General features: G+C 64.5%; 24 protein-coding genes. 11 read left to right on the forward strand and 13 right to left on the reverse strand.

Annotation, left to right across the window (positions count from 1 at the left end; all coding sequences use genetic code 11):
- Positions 1-117: 117 nt before the first annotated feature.
- From Q9316_RS13220 to Q9316_RS13260, 9 genes are all read right to left on the reverse strand, one after another.
- On the reverse strand, positions 118-1,269 hold the full coding sequence (locus tag Q9316_RS13220; protein WP_306032067.1) for a DUF2333 family protein: 1,152 nt from the start codon (positions 1,267-1,269) through the stop codon (positions 118-120).
- Positions 1,262-2,563: a DUF6638 family protein gene (locus Q9316_RS13225; protein WP_306032068.1), complete on the reverse strand. Its 1,302-nt coding sequence runs from the start codon at positions 2,561-2,563 to the stop codon at positions 1,262-1,264. Before Q9316_RS13225 ends, Q9316_RS13220 begins: the two co-directional genes overlap by 8 nt.
- A gap of 18 nt (positions 2,564-2,581) precedes the next feature.
- Complete coding sequence (locus Q9316_RS13230) at positions 2,582-2,851, reverse strand: type II toxin-antitoxin system RelE family toxin (RefSeq protein WP_306032069.1); 270 nt, start codon at positions 2,849-2,851, stop codon at positions 2,582-2,584.
- Positions 2,835-3,068 (reverse strand): type II toxin-antitoxin system RelB family antitoxin, encoded by a 234-nt coding sequence (relB, locus tag Q9316_RS13235; RefSeq protein WP_306032070.1) that lies wholly within the window; start codon positions 3,066-3,068, stop codon positions 2,835-2,837. The genes Q9316_RS13230 and relB overlap by 17 nt, the downstream gene beginning before the upstream one ends.
- Before the next feature lie 67 nt (positions 3,069-3,135).
- Positions 3,136-5,046: an AAA family ATPase gene (locus tag Q9316_RS13240; RefSeq protein WP_306032071.1), complete on the reverse strand. Its 1,911-nt coding sequence runs from the start codon at positions 5,044-5,046 to the stop codon at positions 3,136-3,138.
- 165 nt (positions 5,047-5,211) lie between these two features.
- Positions 5,212-6,360, reverse strand: a complete 1,149-nt coding sequence (locus tag Q9316_RS13245) for a hypothetical protein (RefSeq protein ID WP_306032072.1) — start codon at positions 6,358-6,360, stop codon at positions 5,212-5,214.
- Positions 6,361-6,583: 223 nt separating this feature from the next.
- On the reverse strand, positions 6,584-7,672 hold the full coding sequence (locus Q9316_RS13250) for a hypothetical protein (protein WP_306032073.1): 1,089 nt from the start codon (positions 7,670-7,672) through the stop codon (positions 6,584-6,586).
- A gap of 164 nt (positions 7,673-7,836) precedes the next feature.
- On the reverse strand, positions 7,837-8,214 hold the full coding sequence (locus Q9316_RS13255; protein WP_306032074.1) for a c-type cytochrome: 378 nt from the start codon (positions 8,212-8,214) through the stop codon (positions 7,837-7,839).
- Between the two features lie 24 nt (positions 8,215-8,238).
- Entirely contained in the window at positions 8,239-8,826 is a 588-nt protein-coding gene (locus Q9316_RS13260) for a thymidine kinase (protein ID WP_306032075.1), read from the reverse strand.
- 229 nt (positions 8,827-9,055) lie between these two features.
- Between Q9316_RS13260 and Q9316_RS13265 the strand changes: the two genes are divergently transcribed.
- The 6 genes from Q9316_RS13265 (at position 9,056) to Q9316_RS13290 (ending at position 14,872) form a co-directional block, all read left to right on the forward strand.
- On the forward strand, positions 9,056-10,015 hold the full coding sequence (locus Q9316_RS13265) for a choline ABC transporter substrate-binding protein (protein WP_306032076.1): 960 nt from the start codon (positions 9,056-9,058) through the stop codon (positions 10,013-10,015).
- 91 nt (positions 10,016-10,106) lie between these two features.
- Positions 10,107-10,979, forward strand: coding sequence for a choline ABC transporter permease subunit (gene choW / locus Q9316_RS13270; protein ID WP_306032077.1), 873 nt, complete (start codon positions 10,107-10,109; stop codon positions 10,977-10,979).
- A complete protein-coding gene (gene choV / locus Q9316_RS13275; protein WP_306032078.1) occupies positions 10,976-12,016 on the forward strand; it encodes a choline ABC transporter ATP-binding protein in 1,041 nt (346 codons plus the stop codon). The genes choW and choV overlap by 4 nt, the downstream gene beginning before the upstream one ends.
- Before the next feature lie 85 nt (positions 12,017-12,101).
- Positions 12,102-12,866, forward strand: coding sequence for a HugZ family pyridoxamine 5'-phosphate oxidase (locus Q9316_RS13280; RefSeq protein ID WP_306032079.1), 765 nt, complete (start codon positions 12,102-12,104; stop codon positions 12,864-12,866).
- Positions 12,867-13,049: 183 nt separating this feature from the next.
- Complete coding sequence (locus Q9316_RS13285) at positions 13,050-13,385, forward strand: ArsR/SmtB family transcription factor (RefSeq protein ID WP_306032080.1); 336 nt, start codon at positions 13,050-13,052, stop codon at positions 13,383-13,385.
- A gap of 161 nt (positions 13,386-13,546) precedes the next feature.
- Entirely contained in the window at positions 13,547-14,872 is a 1,326-nt protein-coding gene (locus tag Q9316_RS13290) for an aspartate aminotransferase family protein (protein WP_306032081.1), read from the forward strand.
- Between the two features lie 44 nt (positions 14,873-14,916).
- Here Q9316_RS13290 and Q9316_RS13295 read toward each other — a convergent pair whose 3' ends face one another.
- Genes Q9316_RS13295 through Q9316_RS13305 form a run of 3 tightly spaced genes read right to left on the reverse strand, consistent with a single transcriptional unit; the run spans position 14,917 to position 17,488 of the window.
- Positions 14,917-16,548, reverse strand: coding sequence for an SDR family oxidoreductase (locus Q9316_RS13295; protein WP_306032082.1), 1,632 nt, complete (start codon positions 16,546-16,548; stop codon positions 14,917-14,919).
- Positions 16,545-16,955, reverse strand: a complete 411-nt coding sequence (locus Q9316_RS13300; RefSeq protein ID WP_306032083.1) for a thiol-disulfide oxidoreductase DCC family protein — start codon at positions 16,953-16,955, stop codon at positions 16,545-16,547. The genes Q9316_RS13295 and Q9316_RS13300 overlap by 4 nt, the downstream gene beginning before the upstream one ends.
- 38 nt (positions 16,956-16,993) lie before the next feature.
- Complete coding sequence (locus Q9316_RS13305) at positions 16,994-17,488, reverse strand: GNAT family N-acetyltransferase (protein ID WP_306032084.1); 495 nt, start codon at positions 17,486-17,488, stop codon at positions 16,994-16,996.
- Positions 17,489-17,595: 107 nt separating this feature from the next.
- Here Q9316_RS13305 and Q9316_RS13310 point away from each other — a divergent pair, with 107 nt between their 5' ends.
- From Q9316_RS13310 to Q9316_RS13325, 4 genes are all read left to right on the forward strand, one after another.
- On the forward strand, positions 17,596-18,465 hold the full coding sequence (locus Q9316_RS13310; RefSeq protein WP_306032085.1) for an aldose 1-epimerase family protein: 870 nt from the start codon (positions 17,596-17,598) through the stop codon (positions 18,463-18,465).
- Positions 18,466-18,536: 71 nt separating this feature from the next.
- Positions 18,537-20,234: an adenine deaminase gene (ade, locus tag Q9316_RS13315; RefSeq protein WP_306035295.1), complete on the forward strand. Its 1,698-nt coding sequence runs from the start codon at positions 18,537-18,539 to the stop codon at positions 20,232-20,234.
- Between the two features lie 7 nt (positions 20,235-20,241).
- On the forward strand, positions 20,242-20,487 hold the full coding sequence (locus Q9316_RS13320) for a DUF4160 domain-containing protein (RefSeq protein ID WP_306032086.1): 246 nt from the start codon (positions 20,242-20,244) through the stop codon (positions 20,485-20,487).
- Entirely contained in the window at positions 20,468-20,713 is a 246-nt protein-coding gene (locus tag Q9316_RS13325) for a DUF2442 domain-containing protein (protein ID WP_306032087.1), read from the forward strand. The genes Q9316_RS13320 and Q9316_RS13325 overlap by 20 nt, the downstream gene beginning before the upstream one ends.
- Before the next feature lie 3 nt (positions 20,714-20,716).
- On the opposite strand, the gene bglA is transcribed toward Q9316_RS13325, so the two are convergent.
- Positions 20,717-22,360 (reverse strand): beta-galactosidase BglA, encoded by a 1,644-nt coding sequence (gene bglA, locus Q9316_RS13330; RefSeq protein ID WP_306032088.1) that lies wholly within the window; start codon positions 22,358-22,360, stop codon positions 20,717-20,719.
- Positions 22,361-22,510: 150 nt separating this feature from the next.
- On the opposite strand from bglA, the gene Q9316_RS13335 reads away from it, so the two are divergent.
- Positions 22,511-23,515: an Ldh family oxidoreductase gene (locus Q9316_RS13335; protein WP_306032089.1), complete on the forward strand. Its 1,005-nt coding sequence runs from the start codon at positions 22,511-22,513 to the stop codon at positions 23,513-23,515.
- Positions 23,516-23,525: the final 10 nt, after the last annotated feature.

Genomic DNA, 23,525 nt, shown 5'->3' on the forward strand with positions numbered 1-23,525 from the left:
TCTCCCGAAGGCGGCATTTTCCTGCTTCGTCGGCATGCATTGCAATTGGCAGCAGATGCTGCCGAAAGGTCCGAATTCGTCAATCCCTGTCGGCTCCTGCCTGTGTGTCCAGCTCCTTTACCGCGCCAGCACGTCGCGCATTTCGACGAGGTTGGAGCGCACGCGCAGGATATAGAAGCCCATCGTGGCAAGGTGCGTCGGCATGATCCAGCCGTCCTCGCGGCCGTTCGAGATGATCGCGGGCTGGATGTTCAATGCGGAGCGCAGTTGCTTGATGCTTTCGATCCAGAGCGGCTCGATGCCGCGCGCCTTGATGATCGCGTCGAAATCGGCGCCGGCGGCCGAAAGGATGCCGTAGTAGCCGTAGAGCTGGCCGTAGGCGAACCAGAAGCGATCGTCCGCCCGCGTGTCGAACCAGCCGCCATTGTGGAACTCCGAGCGCTCGCGGATGATGGCGGAGGTAGAGCCGATATCGTTGGCAATGCGATCGAGGAATTCGATCAGGTTGTCCGAGCGCCCGTCAAAGATGGCCTCGCAGGATTCAAGCGACGTGTTGAACTTTCGCAGGTCCGCCATCGCCGAACGGTAGTAGTTCGGCGTCGGCGTCTTCGGCAGCAGCGAATCCGAGCCGAAATACCAGGTTTCCTCGTCGAACTGGATATTGCCGCGGGCGCGCTGGAGGTCGGCGTTGATGCCGGACGTGCCGCGAACGCGACCGAGCGAATCGACAAGTTCCACCGCCGTCCGGCGGACCGCCTGGTTGATGCCGCGCTGGAACGAGGCCTTGTTGTCGAACCAGGGCGTCTTGTCCCAGTCGAGCCCGAACAGCCCGAGCTTGTAGAGCAGCATCGAGGAGATCCAGGCGCTCTGGTTGACGTTGACGTCGATGAGGTCGGCCGTGACGTCGACGATCGCCGAGCGCACGCAGGTCTTGGGTTCGGGCTCCGAGGCCTCGCCTGCCGCCGGCGTGGCCGATGCCGTCGCCGTCGACGTGGAGCCCGCGTCCTGCTTGCGCTCCCCGAGATTGTAACTGTTCACATAGTCCGGGTTGAAGCCGCTCCACACCTGGGTCTGCCAGATGAAGTAGGCGTAGAAGCCGAAGAGGACGAGAAGGCCGATGCCGATCGGTCCCTTGATGATCCAGCCGCGGGCGCGATACCAGTTCGCCACGGTGATGAACGGCCAGAGGATCCAGGCGACCACCGTTCCGATGCCCCTGCCGATGGCCGCGAAAATGCGCTGGAAGAACAGGGCGATCGGGTCAAGCATTGGTGTCGTCCTCTTTGATGCCGTAGAGTTTCCGGCGGAAAGCAGCCTTGTCTTGCAGATAGGTCCGCGTCAACGTGGTCACAACGTACTCGCGGAACTTTTCGCTGTATTGCTCGTAAGCCGCGTAGAAGCCCTGCTTGTCGAACACGAAGCGCGAGACGAAATCGTAGGGCACCATCTGGGAGATCAGGCGATTGACCAGCCATTGGTCCGGATGGTCGGGCGCCGCGCGCACCAGAAGGAACCGCCGCTCGGGCGCGACCTCGCCGATCTTGATCTCGCCGGTCGCGGCCAGCGCGCGAACCGCCTCCTGCAAGAAGGGATAGGTGCCGTCGCCGGCGACCAGCGCCGCATTGCGATGCATCCAGGTCTGCAGCCAAATGCGGTCCGCCTTTTCGAGATCGGCCGTCGGATCCGCCTGGTTGACGAGGCCGGCGACCGTCATGTCCGCCCGGTGCTGGAAGAGGCCCGACGGCTCGACCCAGGAGGCGCGCGGCAGTTCCAGCCGTTTCGTGGAGGCCAGGAAATCGAAGATCCGCTTGTGGTCGTCGAGTGCGATATAGCTGACCTGCCAAGGCCGTGAGCGGCGGAAGCCCGGCACGGTCGGATCGCAGATCACCGTCGTCGTCTTGTCGTCGAGGAAGACGTAGACCCCGCCGAAATGGTTGGCCCAATAGGCCTCGTGGCGGAAGACGAGCTGGTCCGGCACCAGCGCGTTCTGGCGGATGTCGCCCGTCTGCTTGGCAAGCTCCACCATGCGGTTCAGCATGGCGTCGTCCGCCCAGGCATTCGGCACCGTCTTCAGCCGGTCGACCAGTCCGCGCAGTTCCCCCGCCTTGCCGAGCATGTCCTCGGCCGACAGCACCTTGAAGCGCACCTCGTTGATCGAGAGCAGGTCATCGATATCGTTGACCGCCGACACCGAGTCCTCGATCTCGCCGTAGAGCGCGTCGCGGATGGTGATCGCGTTGATCGCCCGCGCGTTGGCCGAGAAGAACTCGTGCATCAGCGCGGCGGTGTTGGAAAAGCTCGTATGCACGACCGGCAGGTTCACCTGCTCCGGCGTCATGATTATGAAGCGGCGGTTGACGCGGTTCGGATCGAGATAGTCGCGGTCGCCGAGCTCGTCCGCGATCTCCGGCGAAAAGCCGGTCATGTCGATGCGGAAGCTCGAAAGCCCGGTGCGCCGCATGCCGAACCCGTCGAGCGCCTTGTTGTAGCGCTCGACCAGATGCGGCTCATCGACCGGCAGCAGCCGGCCATAGATCAATTCTGCTTCGAGGAGGCGTTTCATGCCGCCCCGCTCGTAGGTTCAGGAATAGATTTCACGCCGATGTCCCACACGAACGACAACCACGACAAGCCTGTTGTCCTGAATGTCGCAAATTACCCTGTAATCGCCGACACGATAGCGCCAGTAAGCTCCCAACCGGGATCCCTGAAGGGCGGCTCCGAACTGGCGGGGATCGTCCGGAGGAGCAAGTCGCTTGGCGAGGAAATCGCGAACCCGCTTCGCCTCGGCATGGCCAAGCCTATCAAGCTGCTTTTTCGCCCCTTCGGTGATCTCAATCTCCCAGGCCAAGCTCGTCCTCGACCTCCTTCAGAGAATACACCCGGCTTTCGCCACGCCGCACGCGCTCGAGTTCCTGCTCTGCAAGATAGATATCTTCGAGGTCTTCGAGATGTTGCTCGATTGCTTCGCGAATATAGTAGGTCGCCGTCCGCCCTGTTCGCGCCGCCAATGCCTGCAGGCGTTCATAGGTCTCATCGGGAAGGCGGATCGCCGTTTGTTTAGCCATTCCATCCTCCTTGGGATATCTGTATCCCAACATATAGCACCTGCGCCGGCATATTCCAACGAGGCGTTCACCACCGCCCTTCCGCCTTCATCGTCTCGATCTCGCGAACCGCCTTCTCGCGCTGGCGTTCGCGGCGGATGATGTCGGAGACGGCGGCGTCGTCGGATTTGTCGGTGTAGCGGAATTCCGAGTCGGCGTAGCGGTTGATCTCCTGCAGGACCATCTCCATCGAGATCGGCCCGCGCAGTTCCTCGATCATCGCCTTCTTCTCGTCGTAGCCCTTGTGCATGAAGGCGTCAGCCGTGGCGAACCAGTCGTCCGGCAGGTCCACGTCCATGGCGCGCATCTTGATCGCATCGGTGATGTTCTTGATGGCACGGCCGGTGAAACGCGGCTCGGCGAGCTTGATGCGGTGGAGATAGGCGCCGACATCGGCGATCGAGCGGATCGCACCCTGCTCCTTCTCGTGCCGCTCCCAGACGGCCAGCAGGCCGTCTTCCTGCGGCCTGGCGTGCTGTTCGTAGGAGGTCGAGACGGCGCGCTTGATCTCCTGTCCCTCGAACAGCGTGTGCTCGCCGAGCGGGATCGAATGGTTCTTGCCGACCAGCAGCGCGAAAATGTCGATATAGTCGTCCTCGGTCTGGGGACCATCGACCAGCCAGCGGGCGCCGGCGCGCTGGCGCAGCGCGTCGTCGACATTCTCGGGATAGTTGGAGAACATGCCGAAGGTACAATTGCCCCGCACCACGGTCGAGGCGCCGGCAAAGCTTTCCATCAGCACCGCCGTCACCTCGTGCTGGCCGGCAGACGCCCGGTCGTCGGAGCGCTTGGCGGCCACCTGGTCGACATCGTCGATGGTGCCGAAGCCGATGGCCTTCGGGTTGATGACGTTGTTGACGAATTCCTTGCAGTTCTGGCCGGACTTGCCCTGATAGGACGAGATCTGGTCGACGCCGAAATTCTCGTAGTGAAAAGCGTAGCCGGCGATCTGGCAGTAGTCGTTGACGAGACCGGCGAGCATTTGGATGAGGATCGTCTTGCCGGTGCCCGGCATGCCGTCGCCGATGAAGGTGAAGAGGAAGCCGCCGAGTTCGACGAACGGGTTCATCTGCCGGTCGAAATCGTAGGCCATCAGCATCTTGGCGAGCTTCATCGCCTGGTACTTGGCAATGTGGTTGCCGATGATCTCGTTCGGCTGCTTGAAGGTCATGACGAGCGGCTTGCGCTTCTGGCCCGGCGCGACGTCGAAGCCGGAGAGCGTGAAATCGTCCTGCTCGATGCGGATATGGGCGTTCTCGAAGCCGGCAAGGCCGGTGAAGCGCGCCCGGCGGCCGATCAGCCCCTCGATGGCCACGCGCGAGAAGGCACGCGCCCGGCTCACCAGCGCCGCGTCGTCGGGTGCGCCGGCAATCGTGCGGTCGAGACCGGCGACCATGCTCTTCAGCGCGTCCTGCGGCGTATCGAACAGATAGTCCGGCTCGCCGCTGTCCTCGACCGGCTCCCCCTCGCCCGGCAATGTCGCCCCGAGATAGGCCGCGAAGGTGAAGGCGGCGATATAGGCGGAGGCGGAAAGCAGGGCCTTGAACTGGGTCGCCTCGTCGCCGGCAAGCGGCGCGGCGAGGTTGCGCGATTGCAGCGCTTCGAGGTTCGTCTGGCGGGAAAAGGCATCCGTCACCGCAAGCGCGACCTGCAATCCGCGCCGGGCGCGAAACAGCACGGCATGCTGCTGCGGCGAGAGCAGCGGGTCGCCGGCGCGCACCGACTGGATGGTCTTGGCCAGTTCCACCTCGCGGGTGCGCCGGCTGCCGGCGGTCGAAACGGTCGAGACGAAGCGCCGGCCTGTGCCGGCGAGCGCCGTGCCGCTCTTGCCATCGTCACTTTCGAGAATGACAAGCTTGGTGACGAGGCTCTGCGCCGCCGCCTGGTGCTTGGCGATGTCGTCCTCGTGGATCGTCGTCAGTCCGGCATTGAGGCTCATGGTAGAGTCCTTCTGAAAGTTCGGCGGCGGAGAGCCGCCGAGATATTTTCGGGCTCCGTCAGGAGCGGTTTGCAGCCGATATCCCGAGGATATCGGCAAGAAGCGCGACGCGGCGGAGCGCGAAAGGAGCCGGCGGATCGACACGCCGAATTTTCAGGAGGACTCTCATCCCTCGCTGATGACCTGGTTTCCGGAAATCACATGCACCTTGTAGGCGCCGAAAATTCCCTGCGTCTCGCCCGCGGCGTAGAGCGCCTGGTAGGCGTCGTGCGGCACGAGCGCATGTTTCTCGTAGGCGCTGACGCCCATGCGGGCGGCTTCGAGGTCGTCGGTCTCGATATGGAATTCCTCCTGCGCCGGGGTAGAACTCCAGAATCCCTTCTGCGCCGGCCGCTCGGCCTTGGAGAAGACCTCCTGCACCGTCCAGGTGAGCAGCCAGGCATTGTCGGGCTTGCGCACCTTGGAAAGGATCTCGTTGACCCGCTCGTTGTTCTCGGTGATGCCTGCCGAATAGAACGGCCCGAGCACGATGCGGCGCAGCTGCTTGGGGTGCAGCGTCGGGAAATCCTTGTCGAGATTGGTGGCGATCGTCGCCGGCGTCAGCGAATAGGCGCTGTTCTTCAGCGCGAAATCGTCGAAGCGGCTGGCAAGTTCGGGATTGAGCAGCCCACCGACGGGCAGCGGAATGTCCACTTCCGGGTTGAGCTTGCCGTCCTTCGTCACCAGCATGTCGACGATGCTCTGCGTCGAATCCTCGATGGTCGCCATATAGACCATCGGCAGCGTCGCCGTGCCGTCGAAGGCGCCCCAGCAGACGACGTAATAGGGCCGCATGGTCTTCGGATTGACCGCCACGCGGATCGTCTCGGGCAGCACGAAGGGCGAGAAGATGTCGCCCTTGCCGATCTGTTCGAGATAGAGCCGCTCGGCCATGCGCGTCTGGAGATCGCTCGGAAACGCCTTCTGCCGCAGGATGAAATCCGCCATCTCCGTGCGAAGCTGGTCGGCATCAGGAATGGCGGAAAGCCGCTTTTCCGCGCTTTGCCGGTCATTCTCCAGTTCAAGGACGTTCTGGAACACCGGAAAGCCGCTCTCGGCGCGCGAGACGCGGAACTGCTGGACGAAGCCGATGCGGTTTTCCCAGCAGGCGAAGGAAGCCTTCAGCCGCGCCAGATACGGCATGACGATCTCGCCCACCACGCTGTTGCGGTAGAGCGGCGAATTGCGATCACCCAGAAAGATTTCGAGGCCACCGAGCGCGGAGCGGATGGTGGAGAAATATTGCGCGACGGCGCTGTCGGCGGGGATGTTCATAGATGTCGCGCCCCACGAACACCCCCCTCTGCCCTGCCGGGCATCTCCCCCTCAAGGGGGGAGATTGGAAAGGGGCCTGCTTTTCCCGCGAACCGCATTGTCGCCGAATAGCCAGACGTCGTCACATGCCGATCTCCCCCCTTGAGGGGGAGATGCCCGGCAGGGCAGAGGGGGGTGGCACCAGTTCCCGGCCCCGCTGCAAGCAAAACCGCCATGCACACCATCACTGCTTCACGTAATTGGCGGTGTTGTGCTTGTCCATGACGGCCTGGAAGCGCCGGGCGAAGGCGTCGTCGGCGAGCTTCTTGCGGCGCTGGATGTCCTGGGTTGCCAGCATGTTCTTCTCGTGCATTTCGAGAAGGTCGCCGATATGGCGCTGGGCGGCCGAGCCGATGCCCGCCATGGTCTCCTCGGCAGCCGTATCGACCTGCGAGCCGAGCGTGTTGATCTTGTGCGCCACGTCCTGCTGGGCGGCCGTCTTCAACGAGTCTTCCAACGCCTTGTAGAGCACGATGCGCTGCTCGGTATCGATGGTCAGCTTGTTGATCAGCGTGTTCTGCGCGGCGATCTGGTTATTGAGCGAATCGACGAAGGTCTGGAACATCGAGGTGTAGCGTTCCAGCGTCTGGCTTTCGGCCAGAAGCTCCTGCTCCTTCGCCTGCATCTGGTTGTACTCGGTCGCCAGCGCCGAGCGCTCGCCTTCGAGGTCCGTGCGGCTCTTCTGGTCCGTCGAGGCCGCGATGCGGTTTTCGAGGTCCATCAGCAGCGGATTCAGTTCCTCGATGCGCTTCTGGGTGGCTTCGAGATTGCTCATCGTGCCCTTGCGGCGCTCGATCACCTGCACGAGGCTCGCCTCGGAGGTCTTGTAGCGCTGGTCGAGGATCGATTTCTGCTCCTTGAGGATGCCGACGATCGTGTCGGACTTGGAGAGCAGTTCCTGCAGGTTGCCGGCCAGCGACATGTTGCGCACGCGGTCGGTGCGCATGCGCTGCATCTTCTGCTTGGAGAAGATGCCGATGAACTTCTCGTAGCCCGTATAGCTCTTCATGCTCTCGAATTCGGTGCCGAAGATGTTCGTGGCGTCCTCGAGGCCGATGATGAGGTCGGCGATATTGCCCTCCATCACCTTCTGCTGGGAGATGACGTCCTGGATGCGGGCGTTCTCGATGTCGAAATTGACGTCGCCGAGCTTGGTGTCCGCCTTGGCGAACTGTTCCAGCACGATGCCGGATTGCTCCAGCTTGCCGCGCATCTGGTTGACGACACTGCGGGTCTTGTCGATCTCCGCATCGAAGTTCTGAAGTGTGGCCATATGCCTCTTTCCCCTTGAGCTCTGCACGGCAGACGTCTGCGTCGCCCGTTTTATTCCGTCGCGGCAACACTATACGATTTCAGACAGATAGGAACCTGCCCCGCACAACATGTGGAGCGCGCGCGGGCGCACGCAAGATCGCGGGCAAAATTTTCGGCGAGCGATCAGTGGCGCGCCGGCGCCTTCAGATAGGCGATGAGGTTGGCGATATCCTCGATCTTCTTCAGGCCGGCGAAGGTCATGCGGGTGCCCGGCACCATGGCCTTGGGCGACATGAGGTATTCGGCGATCAGCGCCTCGTTCCAGATCCGGCCACCGTCCGCGAAGGACGTCATCGCCGCGGAATAGCCGTAGTCGGCGATGGAGGCGACCGGACGGCCGACGATGCCCGCGAGCGTCGGCCCGACCCGGTTGACCGGCTCCGTCGAATGGCACGGCGCACATTTCCTGAAGACCGACTTGCCCGCGACCGCATCGCCCTCCGCCAGCGCAGGGGCGGCAAGACAGAGAAAGGCCGCGGCCAGCATGGCAGGATGTCTCATCGTCGCTCCTTCGCCGCCAGCGCCTCACTCGGCGTTCATGATGTCGTCCCAGTGGCGGCGGCAATAGGAAACGTACTTGTCATTGCCGCCGATTTCCACCTGCGCGCCTTCCTTGACCACCTTGCCATCGCTGCCGAGGCGCACGACCATGGTCGCCTTGCGGCCGCAATGGCAGATGGTGCGCACCTCGCGCAATTCGTCGGCGATGGCGAGCAGCGCCTGCGAGCCCGGAAAGAGCTTGCCCTGGAAATCCGTGCGCAGGCCGTAGGCCATGACGGGAATGTGCAGCCGGTCGGCGGCGCGCGCGAGCTGCCAGACCTGGTCCTCGGAGAGGAACTGCGCTTCGTCGACGAAGACGCAGGCGATCTTGCCCTCTCCGTCGCCGTTCAATTCCTCGATATGCCGGTAGAGGTCGTCGGTATGGTCGAAGGCGATGGCGTCCGATGTCAGCCCGATGCGCGAGGAGATGCGGCCCTGGCCCGCCCGGTCGTCGAAGGAGGCGATGAAAATCGCCGTGCGCATGCCGCGTTCGCGGTAGTTGTACGACGCCTGCAAGAGCAGCGTCGACTTGCCGGCATTCATCGTCGCGTAACTGAAATAGAGCTTGGCCATGATTTTCTCCGTCCCCGCCTCATGGCCCGGGAATGGTCGATTTTCCAGTCGGAAAGGCTCGAAAACCACAGAAATCGACGCGGCCCATCCGTTGCGACATCCATGTGCAAAATTGCGAACCGGGCCGAAATTTATTGGACCTTTCAGGAGCTTCCGGTTACGCCAAGGTGCTTGAAAGCATATCGTTTTGATGATTGGCTAAACTACCATTTATAAGGGGAGCAATAAAATGAAGACTGCATCACCATTCAAGACCGTTCTTGCCGCAGCCGTGTCCGTCCTCGCTCTTGGCGTCGCCCATGTCTCGGCCGCCGAAGCGGAAAGCTGTGGCAAGGTTCGCTTCTCGGATGTCGGCTGGACGGACATCACGGCCACCACCGCAACCGCGACCGTCATCCTGAAGAGCCTCGGCTACGAGACGGAAGTTACCGTCCTGTCCGTTCCGGTCACCTACACCTCGCTCAGCAACAAGGACATCGACGTCTTCCTCGGCAACTGGATGCCGACCATGGAAGCCGACATCAAGCCGTTCCGCGAGAACGGCTCGGTCGAGACCGTGCGCGAAAACCTTGAAGGCGCAAAGTACACGCTCGCGACCAACGCCAAGGGCGCCGAACTCGGCATCAAGGATTTCGCCGACATCGCCAAGCAGAAGGAAGCGCTCGGCGCCAAGATCTACGGCATCGAGCCGGGCAATGACGGCAACCGCCTGATCATCGACATGGTGTCCGGCAACAAGTTCGACCTGTCGGGCTTCGAGGTCGTCGAATCCTCCGAACAGGGCATGCTGGCCGAAGTCGCCCGCGCCGAGCAGGACGGCAAGCCGGTCGTCTTCCTCGGTTGGGAACCGCATCCGATGAACGCCAACTTCAAGCTGACCTACCTGACGGGCGGCGACGACGTGTTCGGCCCGAACCTCGGCGGCGCGACGATCTACACCAACGTTCGCCAGGGCTACACGACCGAATGCCCGAACGTCGGCAAGTTCCTGCAGAACCTCAAGTTCTCGCTGGAAATGGAAAACCAGATCATGGGCAAGATCCTGAACGACAGCCAGGATCCGGAGACGGCCGCAACGGAATGGCTCAAGGCCAACCCGGCCGCCATCGAGCCGTGGCTCGCCGGCGTGACGACCAAGGACGGCAGCGGCGAGGCCCTGCCGGCCGCAAAAACGGCGCTTGGTCTCTGACAGGCAAGAATAGGGCGGGAAGGAAACCTTCCCGCCCTTCTTCCTTCCCGATAGTCGCGCATCGTCAAACTCCAGCCAGAGGCTTACTCTCGTGGATTGGCTCACCGTCTCCAAAATTCCGATCGGCCCGATCGCCAAGGAAGCCGTCAGCTGGCTGACGACCAATGGCAAGGGACTGTTCGACTTCCTCAAGGTCTTCCTGCAGGCCGGTATCGACGCCGTGCTCTTCCTGTTGCAAGGCCCCTTCGCCAGCGCCGGCGGCAAGCTCGGCTATGCGCTGTTCCTCATCGCGCTCGTGACGGGCCTCAGCTGGTATTTCCGCCGCTCGCTCGGCGTTGCCGTCTTCACCCTGCTCGGCCTGCTGCTCATCGTGAACCAGGGCTACTGGAAGGAGACGACGGAGACGCTGGCGCTCGTGCTCGCGGCGACCGGCGTCAGCATGGTCGTCGGCGTGCCGCTCGGCATCGCGGCCGCGCGCCGGCCATGGTTCTACTCGATCCTGCGGCCGATCCTCGACCTCATGCAGACGATCCCGACCTTCGTCTACCTGATCCCGGCGCTCATCCTCTTCGGTCTCGGCATGGTGCCCGGCCTGATCGCGACGGTGATCTTCGCCATTCCCGCGCCGATCCGCCTCACCCGCCTCGGCATCATCTCGACCCCGCCCTCGCTGGTGGAAGCCGCACAGGCCTTCGGCGCCACGCCCGGCCAGGTGCTGCGCAAGGTGGAGTTGCCCTTCGCAATGCCGCAGATCATGGCGGGCCTGACGCAGACCATCATGCTTTCGCTGTCGATGGTGGTCATCGCCGCCCTCGTCGGCGCCAAGGGCCTCGGCGTTCCCGTCGTGCGCGCGCTCAACACCGTGAACATCTCCATGGGCTTCGAGGCCGGCCTCTGTATCGTCATCCTCGCGATCATCCTCGACCGTCTCTTCCGCTCCTCCGACGAAGGAGACGCCAAATGACCGACACCGTCGTCTTCAAGAACGTCTCCATCATCTTCGGCGACAATCCGCAAAAGGCCCTCGCGATGGTCGATGCGGGCAAGACGCGCGACGAGATCGGCGCGGAGACCGGTCTGGTGCTCGGCGTCGCGGATGCCACGCTCTCCATCAACGAGGGCGAGATCCTGGTGCTGATGGGCCTTTCCGGCTCCGGCAAGTCGACGCTGCTGCGCGCCGTGAACGGGCTTGCGCCCGTCGTGCGCGGCGAGGTCGAGGTGAAGGCCGCCAGCGGCAGCGTGAACCCCTATGCGGCGACCCCGAAGGCCCTGCGCGACTTCCGCATGCACACCGTCTCGATGGTGTTCCAGCAGTTCGCGCTTTTGCCCTGGCGCACCGTCGCCGACAATGTCGGCTTCGGCCTCGAGCTTGCCGGCGTGCCCGACAGCGAGCGCAAGGCGCGCGTCGCCGAACAGCTCGAACTGGTCAACCTCACCAAATGGGCAAGCCGCAAGGTGAACGAGCTGTCGGGCGGCATGCAGCAGCGCGTGGGCCTTGCCCGGGCATTTGCCACCGGCGCGCCGATCCTGCTGATGGACGAGCCCTTCTCCGCACTCGACCCTCTGATCCGCACGCGCCTGCAGGACGAGTTGCTGGAGTTCCAGCGCCGGCTGAAGAAGACCATCATCTTCGTCAGCCACGACCTCGACGAGGCCTTCCGGATCGGCAACCGCATCGCCATCATGGAGGGCGGGCGCATCATCCAGTGCGGCACGCCGCAGGAGATCGTCAAGAACCCGGCCAACCAGTATGTCGCGGACTTTGTGCAGAACATGAACCCGATCACCATGCTGACGGCCGGCGATGTCATGCAGCAGGGCGCTTCCGGCAACGGCGGCGTGACGGCGACCGCGACGCCGCAAACCCCGCTCGTCGACATCCTCGACGCCATGGCCCGCACGCCCGGCAATGTCGGCGTGGTCGACAACGGCACGGTGATCGGCACGATCAACGCGCAGGATATCGTGAACGGATTGACGCGGCATCGACGCCGCGGCTGACAGACGGCTTCGTTCGGATTAGATAGGGCGGCGCTCCGAAACGGGCGCCGCCTTTTTTGCATCCGGACAGACAGGAGCCGAGCACATGACCGAGAAGGACAAACCGAGCGTTCTGCGCGAAACGGACGACGAGGCCCGCCGCCTTGCCCGCACCCTGCTGCGCTCGGCGCGAAGCTGTGCGCTCGCCGTCCTCGAACCGGAAACCGGCGTCCCGCTCGCCAGCCGCACGCTGACCGGCACCGACACCGACGGTACGCCGGTCATCCTCGTCTCGTCGCTCTCCTTCCACACCCAGGCGCTGAGGGCCGATCCGCGCGCCTCGCTGCTGGCCGGTGAGCCCGGCAAGGGCGATCCCCTCGCCCATCCGCGCCTCACCGTCATCTGCCGGGCCGAGGAAGTCGCGCGCGACAGCGAAGCCCGCGCGGCGCTGCGCGAACGCTTCATCCGCCGTCACCCGAAGGCAAAACTCTACGTCGATTTCCCTGATTTCACCTTCTTCCGCCTGGTGCCTGAACGCGCCAATCTCAACGGCGGCTTCGGCAAGGCCTTCCTGCTCACCGCCGACGACCTCATGATTCGCTCCCCCGCCCGCGCCGCCCTTGCCGAAATGGAAACGGGCGCCGTCGAGCACATGAACAGCGACCATGCGGAAGCCGCCGGCATCTATGCCCGCCACTATTGCGGCGCCAAGGACGGCGAGTGGATTCTCGTCGGCCTCGATGCGGCGGGTATCGATCTTGCAAGCGGCGACAAATTGAAGCGTCTCGAATTTTCACGCGAACTTGAACAGGCCGGGGAACTGCGCAGCGAACTCGCGCGTTTGCTTCACGAAGCAAGGGCGGCAGGGTGAAAATCGGCGTTTGCGTGGGAAATCCATGGGTTATCGCCTGACGGTTGGAAAAGGCCTATCGCCATGCGTGCACCCCCTACCCCCATTTCTTGCTCTTGATGAGGTAGGTTTTGTTTATATGCTAACAAGCGGATTCACATAAAATCATATGATTTGAAGCGGAAACGCCCAAAGGAGTTTCAGATGGACAAGATTTCAGACGCGGAACACGCGCAGGCCGAGGTTGCATCCGATTTTCTTTCCGCCATGGCCAATCCCAAGCGCCTTCTCATCCTGAAAGTGCTGGTCGGCGGCGAGATCGCCGTCGGTGCGCTGGCAGGTCAGGTCGGCCTCAGCCAGTCGGCCCTCTCGCAGCATCTGTCGAAGCTGCGCGCGCAGAACCTCGTGACCACGCGTCGCGACGCCCAGACCATCTACTACTCCAGCAAGTCGGACGCCGTCCTGACCATCCTCGACGCGCTCGACCGCATCTACAAGACCGCAGGCAACCCTTCGGAAAAGAAGCTCCGCATCGCCTGAAACCTGAAAAACCGCACGCCTTTCGCCGCCCCGGATGCAAATCCGGGGCGTTTTGCATGAAAACCGGTGCTTGACGCCTCGAGGTGCCTTGATAATTTGACCGCCGGGTAAAAATCCCAACCGGGACGGCCCCCCGCATGACAAGGCCATGGAGAGACCGCATGTCCAACCGCCTCAACACCCCCAACGATCTGCGTGCCTTCTGGATGCCGTTCACGGCAAACCGGCAGTTCAAGAAGGAGCCGCGCCTCTTCGTCGGCGCCAAGGACATGTACTACACGACCCATGACGGCCGGCAGGTGCTTGACGGCACCGCGGGCCTCTGGTGCGTCAATGCCGGCCACTGCCGCCCCAAGATCACCGAGGCGATCCGCGAGCAAGCCGGCGAGCTCGACTATGCGCCGGCCTTCCAGCTCGGCCATCCCAAGGCCTTCGAGCTTGCCAACCGCCTCGTCGACATCGCACCCGAGGGCATGGACCACGTCCTCTACACCAATTCCGGCTCCGAATCGGTCGAGACCGCGCTGAAGGTCGCGCTCGCCTATCACCGCGCCAAGGGCGACGGTGCGCGCTCGCGCCTGATCGGCCGCGAGCGCGGCTATCACGGCGTCAATTTCGGCGGCATCTCGGTCGGCGGCATCGTGTCCAACCGCAAGATGTTCGGCACGCTGCTGACCGGCGTCGACCACATGCCGCACACCCATTTCCCGGACAGGAACGCGTTCTCCCGCGGCGAGCCGGAGCACGGCGGCGACATCGCCAGCGAGCTGCAGCGCATCATCACCCTGCACGACGCCTCGACCATCGCCGCCGTCATCGTCGAGCCGGTCGCCGGCTCCACCGGCGTGCTCATCCCGCCGAAGGGCTACCTCCAGAAGCTGCGCGAGATCTGCACGCAGCACGGCATCCTCCTGATCTTCGATGAGGTCATCACCGGCTTCGGCCGCCTCGGCGCGCCCTTCGCCGCGCAATATTTCGACGTGAAGCCGGATATCATCACCACCGCCAAGGGCCTCACCAACGGCGTCATCCCGATGGGCGCGGTCTTCGTGACCTCGGAAATCCACGACGCCTTCATGAACGGCCCGGAACACATGATCGAGTTCTTCCACGGCTATACCTATTCCGGCAACCCGATCGCCTGCGCCGCCGCGCTCGGCACGCTCGACACCTACAAGGAAGAGGGCCTGCTCACCCGCGCCGCCGAACTCGCCTCCTACTGGGAAGACGGCCTGCATTCGCTGAAGGACTGCCCCAACGTCATCGACATCCGCAATGTCGGCCTGATCGGCGCCATCGAGCTCGCCGCCATCCCTGGCGAACCCACCAAGCGCGCCTTCAACGCCTTCCTGAAAGCCCACGAGAAGGGCCTGCTCATCCGCACGACCGGCGACATCATCGCCCTCTCCCCGCCCCTCATCATCGAGAAGCACGAGATCGACGAGCTGTTCGGCAAGCTTCGCGAGGTTCTGCAGAACAATATCTGACCGGAGCGATCCGGCCGGCAGGATGGCGGCTTCGGCCGCCATTTTCATTCGGGCCGGATTTTCCGCAGCCGGCCGGAATAGTGCACGACCTTGCCGATGCCCGGCAGCGCGATCGGCACGTCGAAACAGAAATCCTCGCCCTCCGCCCATTCGCGCGCCTCGCTGCGCGGGGCAAGAAATAGCGGCATGGGAATGCCGAACACCGACCATCCACGCATCGCCATCGTCAGGCCGGCCGCATCCGATGGCAGGTCGAACGAGAAACGCATCGGCCCGAACCGCTCGACGAGATGGGCGCCGCGCTGGCTGAGCTCGCTCGTAAAGGCATGGCCGGCAAAATCCCGCGTCCAGCGCTCCACGCCGTTCCGCTCCTCGAAGGAGACATGCAGGTCGTGCTCGCCCTCCGGCGGGAAACGCATCACGCGACAGACAAGCCGCGCCAGTATCGACCGGCCCCGCCGCACCGTGGCGCGGCCGGAGGCGCCGGCATCGCCGATGAGGTCGTGCATGGCCTGCACCGGCTGCGGCAGGGCCGCATAGTCCGCCCCGATGACCCGGCGATAGAGCGGCACATAGGATTGGCGCTCCATGGCCCGGAAGATGGCGAGCCTGTCGAAATGCACATCGAAATCGCCGAGCTTCACCTCGCCCGCCGCAGGCCGCGCACCGGGCTCCACCCGCTCTTCGGCAATGGCATTCGCCAGCACATGCGCCGCGATCGTCGGGATTTCCGGGCCGTCGCCCGCTTCCGCAATCAGCGTCCAGCGGCGCAGCTCTGCCGATCCTTGCGCCATGCCCTTGACCTCGATCGTCATGGCGGACCGATCCGTGCCGAAGCGCGCGGTCAGCTTCTGAAGCGGCAGCAGCCATCGGGCATAACGAGAAAGCGAGGAGATCCAGCCCCATTTCACCGGCCAGCTCAAAAACCAGAGCGTCAGAAGCTGGAAGGAGAATTCCGGCCCGGCGCGGAAAATGGTTGCCGGCCGGCCGGGAAGAGATTGCGGGACGATGTCATGATCAGGCACATCCGCCAGCGCGACCAGCCGCCGGATCGGCGCACGGCCGGGAACGGCATAATCCTGCCGATGCAGCCTGTGCCAACCGGTCTCCTCCCGCCATCGCCGGCCACGCCACAGGCGCACCGGCTTTCCGACATAGCTGAGGATCGCGGCCGCCACCGACGCCCCTGCCGTCGCCCGGTTGGAAGCGCTGATCGACATGTCGACCGAGCAGACCTCTTCCATGCCCTGCGCAAGCGCCGCAATCACCGCGCCCGAAAGCGCCGGCACGCTGGAGCCGCCGGAAACCGCCACGACGCCCGCCGCCCGCGCCGCCGCGTCCAGCCGTCCGATGCCGCAGACGAAATCCCGCGCATCCGCGAGGTCGATGTAATGCACGCCGCAGGCGATGCAGGCTTCCGCGACCTGATAGCCGCTTCCCTGAAAAGGCCCGGCCGCATCGACCAGCATGAACGGCCGGTGCTTTTCGAGCAAGGGCCGCAGATCGCCATCGCGATCCGCCGTGAGCGGGAGGGCATTGGGCAATTCCCCGGCAAGCCGCGCCGCAGCCGCGCCATTCCGACCGGCGACCAGCACCGTCCAGCCATCCGCCGCCAGCCGCCGCGAGAGCCGGGCGCCGAAACCGCCGTAGCCGCCGAGAACGATGACGCGCTTCACAGCACCCGATCTGCATCGCCAGGCGAAGGCACCCAGCAGGCCTCGCGCCGCCCGAAGATGCGGTAACGGTTGCGTGCAAGCCAGCGATAGGCGGGATCGCGCAAGAAACGGGGGATGACGCGCAGCAGGGAGACCGCTTTCCACGGCCAGCCGAGGCCGGCATAGATCGCCAGCACCGCGTCGCTGTCCCGCAGCAGCCGGTCGCCCGCAACGACGATCATCGATTCCGGATTGGACGGGTCTATACCGAAGCGGCGATAGAGGCCGGCGCCCACGTCCTTCTGCATGGAGGCGAGACGGAAGCGCCGGGCGCGGTCATGCCGCAGCACGAACTGCGCATTGGCCGAGCAGAGAATGCACTCCGCATCGAAGACGATGATCGGGCCTGCCGCGTCGTTCGGGTTCATGCATCCATCCTATTGCGGCGGCAAGCGCCGGGCAACCGCTATGCCGCGGCGGTAACGGTCTTTTCATAGCGCCAGACATCCAGATCGAAGGGGCCGTCGATGGTGTCCAGGTGATGGACGACCGTGCCGGCGCGGCGCCATCCGCACTTCTCGTAGAAGCGCGCGGCGCGGTCGTTGCCGATCGCGCAGGCAAGCCAGGCAGTCGTCATGCCATGGGCGGCAAGGCGCCGCTCGGCATCCGCCACCAGAGCGGCGGCAATTCCCGTGCCGCGCCCCTCCGGCGCGACGAAGAGCTGGTCCAGTTCGTCATGCCGGATCGCACAGAAGCCGAGCGGCATGCCGAGGTCTCCGGCCAAGCGGATATCCGGCAGCATGGCCGGCAGCCGGTCCTCGAAGCTTTCGAGCGTGCGCCGCCGGGCAAGTTCCGCCGGCACGACCGCCGCATGGGCGTCCTGCCAGCCGGCATGCCAGAGCCGCGCGAGCGCCCCTATCTCCGAAACCTCCGGTGTCCTTATGCTCCATGCCGGCTGCATCGGCTCCTCCCATGTTGGAAACAGCCTTTGCCACCCGATTGCGGCTCTTGCAAGTTCGGCCCGTTTGGGGGCTATTGTGCCGCCCAGATACGCTGGAGGCCCGCGCCATGCCGACCATCACCCGCATTGCAAACGAATATCTCGCCGTCGACGTCTCCTCCCTCGGCGCGGAAATGCAGTCGATCACGACGCCGGACGGGGCGGACTGGCTGTGGAACGGCGACGCCGCCTTCTGGACCGGCCGCTCGCCGGTGCTGTTCCCCATCGTCGGCAAGGCGCCGGACGATACGCTGCTGATCGACGGCAGGTCCTATCCCATGGCGCAGCACGGCTTCGCGCGGCGCCGGGAATTCTCGCTCGACACCGCGACGGCGACGGCGTGCCGCTACGTGCTGGAAACTTCCGAGGAAACCCGCGCCGCCTATCCGTTCGACTTCAGGCTTGCCGTCGAGCACAGCCTCGACGGCCCCGTCCTCACCGTCGCGGCCGAGGTGGAAAACCATGGCGACGAGCCGATGCCCTTCGGCCTCGGCTTCCATCCCGCTTTCCGCTGGCCCCTGCCAGGCGCCGAAGGCAAGGCACATGCGGTGACGCTCGACAACGGCGCGGAGCCGAAGCGCCAGCCCTTGGAGAAAGGCCTGCTCGCGCAGAAGCGGGATCCGTCGCCCTTCACCACGGGCAAGCTCGCGCTCGACCACGGCCTGTTCCAAAACGATGCCCTCGTCTTTCCCGAAGACGCAGGCGAAAGCCTCGCCTATGCCGCAGAAGACGGGCCTTCCCTTAAGTTCCAGTTCGAGGCGCTGCCGAACCTCGCGCTCTGGACCAAGCCCGGCGCGCCCTTTCTCTGCATCGAGCCTTGGCACGGCACGGCGGCGGAATATGGCGGCTCTCGCGAGCTGAAGGATCGGCCCTTTACCAGCGTGCTCGCCCCCGGCGGGCGCAAGCGCTTCGCCTTTATCGTGACCTTCCCGGTCTGAAGTTTCAGCACCCCGGCCCTTCCCTCTTCCGGCAGCAGGACTACAGTCTCCTGAAAAGGATTCGGAGACTGATCATGACCGACTTGGAACGCTTCATCGACCAGGGAACCGGCCGCGAACCGGCCGACATCGTGCTGAAAGGCGGGCAGTTCTTCGATCTCGTGACGGGCGAGCTCGTCGCCTCCGACATCGCGATTTCGGGCGGACGCATCGTCGGCACCTGCGGCGACTACACCGGCCGCACGGAAATCGACATTTCCGGCCGCATCGTCGTGCCGGGTTTCATCGACACCCATCTCCACATCGAATCCTCGCTGGTGACGCCGCACGAATTCGACCGCTGCGTGCTGCCCTACGGCGTGACGACCGCCATCTGCGATCCGCACGAGATCGCCAACGTGCTCGGCACCGAGGGCATCCAGTTCTTCCTCGACAGCGCGCTCGAAACGATCATGGACATCCGCGTGCAGCTTTCGAGCTGCGTGCCGGCCACGCATCTGGAGACCTCCGGCGCCGACCTGCCGGTCGAGCGTCTCCTGCCGTTCCGCGATCATCCCAAGGTCATCGGCCTTGCCGAGTTCATGAATTTCCCCGGCGTCATTCACAAGGACCCGGTCTGCCTCGCCAAGCTCGAAGCCTTCCAGGGCGGCCATATCGACGGCCACGCGCCGCTGCTCTCGGGCAACGACCTCAACGGCTACCTTGCAGCCGGCATCCGCACCGAGCACGAATGCACCACCGCCGAGGAGGCGCTGGAAAAGATCCGCAAGGGCATGCACATCCTCGTGCGCGAGGGCTCCGTCTCCAAGGATCTGCTCGCCCTGCTGCCCGTCATCACCGAGCGGCTCTCGCCCTTCATCGCGCTCTGCACGGACGACCGAAACCCGCTCGACATCGCCGAACAGGGCCATCTCGACTATATGATCCGCACTGCGATCGGCCATGGCCGCGCGCCGCTCGCCGTCTACCGCGCCGCCTCCATTTCCGCGGCGAAAGCCTTCGGCCTCACCGACCGCGGCCTCGTCGCACCCGGCTGGCGCGCCGACCTCGTCGTCGTCGACACGCTGGAAAACTGCAAGGCGGAGATGGTCTTCTCCGCCGGGCGCAAGGTCGATGCCGCGCTGTTTTCCACCCGCAAGCCTGTGGAGCCGGTCGGCCTCGACAGCGTCAAGGCACGGCCCGTCAACGCCGCCCATTTCGCCATACCGGTCACGGACGGGGAAACGCCTGTCATCGGCGTCCTGCCCGGGAAGATCATCACCGAACACCGCCGCTACCGCCTGCCGGCCAGGGGCAACCAGACGTCCGTCGATCTGGCGCAGGACATCATCAAGGTCGCCGTCATCGAGCGCCACGGCAAGAACGGCAACCATGCCAATGGCTTCGTCCAGGGTTTCGGACTGAAAAAGGGCGCGATCGCCTCGACCGTCGGCCATGACAGCCACAATATCTGCGTCGTCGGCGTCGACGAGGACGACATGGCGCTCGCCGCCAACCGGCTTGGCGAGATCAAGGGCGGCTTCGTCGTGGTGGAAGGCGGCAAGGTGACGGGCGAGATCGCCCTGCCCGTCGCCGGTCTGATGAGCCTCGAACCCTATGAGACCGTCCGCGACACGCTGCACCACCTGCGCCAGGCCGCCTTCGCGCTCGGCGCCACGCTGGAAGAACCCTTCCTCCAGCTCGCTTTCCTGCCGCTGCCCGTCATCCCGCACCTGAAGATTTCGGACAAGGGCATGGTGGATGTGGACCGGTTCGCGCTGATCGGGTGAGGAGCCGATGCCTGTCGTTTTCCGCCACCAGAGCCGCACCTTCTTTTTCTATTCGAACGAAGGTGACCCGCGCGAACCGATACACATCCATGTTCGAGGTGGCGGGACGATCGCGAAAGTCTGGCTGGAGCCGTTGATCGGTATCGCCGAAAGCCGTGGCTTCAACAGCAGGGAGCTGTCTGCTATCTTGCGCCTTGTCGCAGAGCATAGGCACCTCATAGAGAAGACGTGGCATGAATATTTCCGCAACTGACATTCGTTTCGACGATGACACGATGTGGGTGGCCCTCGACGACGGGCGCACGCTCGGTGTTCCGCTTGCCTGGTTCCCACGCCTCCTCGTCGCAGACAAGGCGGCGCGCCAGCGCTACGAACTCAGCCCCGGCGGCATCCACTGGGATGCGCTCGATGAGGACATTTCCATTGCCGGCCTTCTGGCGGGCCGTGGCGACCAGACGCTGAGGCGCCCGGCCGCCTGATCCTCACAGCCGCACGCAGGCCATATCCAGCCCGTCCAGCTCGATCGCCCCGTTCTTCAGCTTCGCGCCGAAGCCGGGGACCGGCAGCGGCTCGCCGAGCTTCAGCGATTTCGCCGGCACGAACTCGGCCTTTTCCCGCGTCAGGTTGAAGACGAAGAGCAGCTTTTCGCCGCCCTTCTCGCGGGTGAAGGCGAGGATGTCGTGGTTGGAGTGCAGGAAGGCCATGTCGCCGTCGTGCAGCGTCTCGTGCTCCCGGCGGAAGGCGAGCGTCGCGCGATAGTGGTTGAGCACCGAGCCGGCGATCTTGTCCTGAGCGTCGACGGCATGGCGGGCGTGGTCTTCCGGCACCGGCAGCCAGGGCTTTGCCGTGCTGAAGCCGGCATGGGCCTCGCCGCGCTGCCAGGGCATCGGCGTGCGGCATCCGTCGCGGCCCTTGAAGGCCGGCCAGAAGCGGATGCCGTAGGGATCGCGCAGGTCCTCGAAGGCAAGATCCGCCTCGGTGAGACCGAGCTCTTCACCCTGGTAGAGGCAGATCGAGCCGCGCAGCGTGGAAAGCAGCGTGACGGCGAGCTTGGCGACCCGCTCGCGCTCCTCCGGCGCCTGGCTGAAGCGGCTGACATGGCGGTTGACGTCGTGGTTGGAAAAGGCCCAGCAGACCCAGCCGTCGGTCACCGCCCGCTGAAAGCTCTGGACGCATCTGCGCACGTGGTCGGCGGTAAAATCCGGGCCGAGCAGGTCGAACGTGTAGCACATGTTGAGCTTGTCGCCGCCGCTCGTATATTCGGCGACCGTCTTCAGCGAGCGCGCGCCGTCACCCACCTCGCCGACCGTCATGCGCCCCTCGTACTCGTCCAGCAGCGCACGAAAACGCTTGAGGAACGCGACGTTCTCCGGCTGCGTCTTGTCGTAGCGATGAGCCTGCATGCCGTAGGGGTTGACGTCGGGCGCGTCGAGGCCGATCTCGTCCGGGTCCGGCTCGTGGGGCGGGTTGTCGCGCAGCTTCTTGTCGTGGAAGTAGAAGTTCACCGTGTCGAGGCGGAAGCCGTCCACGCCGCGGTCGAGCCAGAAACGCACGGTCTTCAGCAGCGCATCCTGCACATCGGGATTGTGGAAGTTGAGGTCCGGCTGGGAGGTCAGGAAGTTGTGCATGTAATATTGCTTGCGCACGCCGTCCCATTCCCAGCCCGGCCCGCCGAAGATAGACAGCCAGTTGTTGGGCGCCGTGCCGTCCGGCTTCGGATCGGCCCAGACATACCAGTCCGCCTTTGGGTTCTTCCGGCTGGCGCGGCTTTCCACGAACCAGGGATGCTGGTCGGAAGTGTGCGAAATCACCTGGTCGATGATCACCTTGATGCCGAGGCGGTGGGCTTCGGCCAGCATCGCATCGAAATCGGCGAGCGTGCCGAACATCGGATCGACGTCGCAATAATCCGAGACGTCATAGCCCATGTCGGCCATTGGCGACTTGAAGAAGGGCGACAGCCAGATCGCGTCGACGCCGAGCGAGGCAATGTGCCCGAGCCGTTTCGTGATGCCCCTCAAATCCCCCATGCCGTCGCCGGTCGTATCCTGGAACGAGCGGGGATAGACCTGATAGATGACCGCGCCGCGCCACCAGTTATCAGGCTTCTTGTGGGGCTTTGCCATGCGTTCTCGCTCCGGTTCTCGATTGCATTCCGGCAGATGTAACGCGCACCCCACGGGGCGTAAACGGGCTGGACCCCGATTTTTCGAAGGTTGACGAACCAACGGTCGGCCTGGATGATGCCGGCAAATTCCATAGAGAAGGTTGACCATATGGCCGATGACGTCACCCTTTCCCCGACCGAAGCGATCGACCTTGCCCGCACGGCGCTGATGCGCGTCGGCATGGCGGAGACGGCGGCCGGTGCGCTCGCCCGCGCCACGGTGGAGGCCGAGACGGCCGGCAAGCCGGCGGTCGGTTTCCTTCACCTGACCGATTACCTCAGAAGCCTCGTCGACGGCAGGATCAGCGGACGGGCCGAGCCGCTCATCACCGCGCCGGTGCCCGCCATCATGAGGTGCGACGCGATGGGCGGCGTGGCGCAGCACGGCTTTTCGATTGCCCATGAGGAACTGGCATCGAAGGCGAAAACCTTCGGCATCGCGGTCTTCGCGCTGCAGAACAGCTACACGACGGGCGAACTCGGCTGGTACGCGGCCCGACTTGCCGAGGAGGGTCTTGTCGCCCTCGCCGCGACGAACGGGCCGGCAGTGCTCGCCGGCGCCGGCGGCCGCCAGCCGGTCTATTGTGCCAATCCGCTCGCCTTCGCCGCCCCCATGGCCGACGGCAGGGTCCTGTTGATCGACCAGACCTCCAGCGCCACCGCCTTCGTCAACATCCGCGAGGCGGCCGCGCATGGCGAGGCGATCCCCGAGACCTGGGCGCTCGATCAGGACGGCGAGCCGACCACCGACCCCTTCGCCGCCATGCAGGGCGCCCTGCTCGCCTTCGGCGGCACGCGCGGCGCCAATGTCGCCCTCATGGTGGAAGTGCTCGCAGCCGGCCTCACCGGCGCGAACTGGTCGCTCGACGCACCGGATTTCCAGGCCGGCGATGCCTCGCCCGGCTGCGGCCTCTTCGTCCTCGCCTTGTCGCCGCAGCTTTTCGCCGACGATTTCCCGGTGCGCCTTGCCAGCCAGGTCGCCCGCCTCTCCGGCGATTACGGCGTGCACGTCCCCGGCATCGACCGCGTGGCACGGCAGCAGCAGGCGGAAAGCACCGGCATCGTCTTGCCCCGGCAACTCTTTGACAGTATTTCCTCTTTCCGGCGAATTTGAGCGGGAGGAA

The sequence above is a fragment of the Shinella zoogloeoides genome (assembly GCF_030733845.1).
Taxonomy (GTDB): domain Bacteria; phylum Pseudomonadota; class Alphaproteobacteria; order Rhizobiales; family Rhizobiaceae; genus Shinella; species Shinella zoogloeoides_C.

Bases quoted from the DNA above. Each gene is read 5' to 3' on its own strand.
- Q9316_RS13220 (WP_306032067.1), bottom strand. From the start codon at position 1,269: ATGCTTGACCCGATCGCCCTGTTCTTCCAGCGCATTTTCGCGGCCATC.
- Q9316_RS13225 (WP_306032068.1), bottom strand. From the start codon at position 2,563: ATGAAACGCCTCCTCGAAGCAGAATTGATCTATGGCCGGCTGCTGCCG.
- relB (WP_306032070.1), bottom strand. From the start codon at position 3,068: ATGGCTAAACAAACGGCGATCCGCCTTCCCGATGAGACCTATGAACGC.
- Q9316_RS13240 (WP_306032071.1), bottom strand. From the start codon at position 5,046: ATGAGCCTCAATGCCGGACTGACGACGATCCACGAGGACGACATCGCC.
- Q9316_RS13245 (WP_306032072.1), bottom strand. From the start codon at position 6,360: ATGAACATCCCCGCCGACAGCGCCGTCGCGCAATATTTCTCCACCATC.
- Q9316_RS13250 (WP_306032073.1), bottom strand. From the start codon at position 7,672: ATGGCCACACTTCAGAACTTCGATGCGGAGATCGACAAGACCCGCAGT.
- Q9316_RS13255 (WP_306032074.1), bottom strand. From the start codon at position 8,214: ATGAGACATCCTGCCATGCTGGCCGCGGCCTTTCTCTGTCTTGCCGCC.
- Q9316_RS13260 (WP_306032075.1), bottom strand. From the start codon at position 8,826: ATGGCCAAGCTCTATTTCAGTTACGCGACGATGAATGCCGGCAAGTCG.
- Q9316_RS13265 (WP_306032076.1), top strand. From the start codon at position 9,056: ATGAAGACTGCATCACCATTCAAGACCGTTCTTGCCGCAGCCGTGTCC.
- choV (WP_306032078.1), top strand. From the start codon at position 10,976: ATGACCGACACCGTCGTCTTCAAGAACGTCTCCATCATCTTCGGCGAC.
- Q9316_RS13280 (WP_306032079.1), top strand. From the start codon at position 12,102: ATGACCGAGAAGGACAAACCGAGCGTTCTGCGCGAAACGGACGACGAG.
- Q9316_RS13285 (WP_306032080.1), top strand. From the start codon at position 13,050: ATGGACAAGATTTCAGACGCGGAACACGCGCAGGCCGAGGTTGCATCC.
- Q9316_RS13290 (WP_306032081.1), top strand. From the start codon at position 13,547: ATGTCCAACCGCCTCAACACCCCCAACGATCTGCGTGCCTTCTGGATG.
- Q9316_RS13300 (WP_306032083.1), bottom strand. From the start codon at position 16,955: ATGAACCCGAACGACGCGGCAGGCCCGATCATCGTCTTCGATGCGGAG.
- Q9316_RS13305 (WP_306032084.1), bottom strand. From the start codon at position 17,488: ATGCAGCCGGCATGGAGCATAAGGACACCGGAGGTTTCGGAGATAGGG.
- Q9316_RS13310 (WP_306032085.1), top strand. From the start codon at position 17,596: ATGCCGACCATCACCCGCATTGCAAACGAATATCTCGCCGTCGACGTC.
- Q9316_RS13320 (WP_306032086.1), top strand. From the start codon at position 20,242: ATGCCTGTCGTTTTCCGCCACCAGAGCCGCACCTTCTTTTTCTATTCG.
- Q9316_RS13325 (WP_306032087.1), top strand. From the start codon at position 20,468: ATGAATATTTCCGCAACTGACATTCGTTTCGACGATGACACGATGTGG.
- bglA (WP_306032088.1), bottom strand. From the start codon at position 22,360: ATGGCAAAGCCCCACAAGAAGCCTGATAACTGGTGGCGCGGCGCGGTC.
- Q9316_RS13335 (WP_306032089.1), top strand. From the start codon at position 22,511: ATGGCCGATGACGTCACCCTTTCCCCGACCGAAGCGATCGACCTTGCC.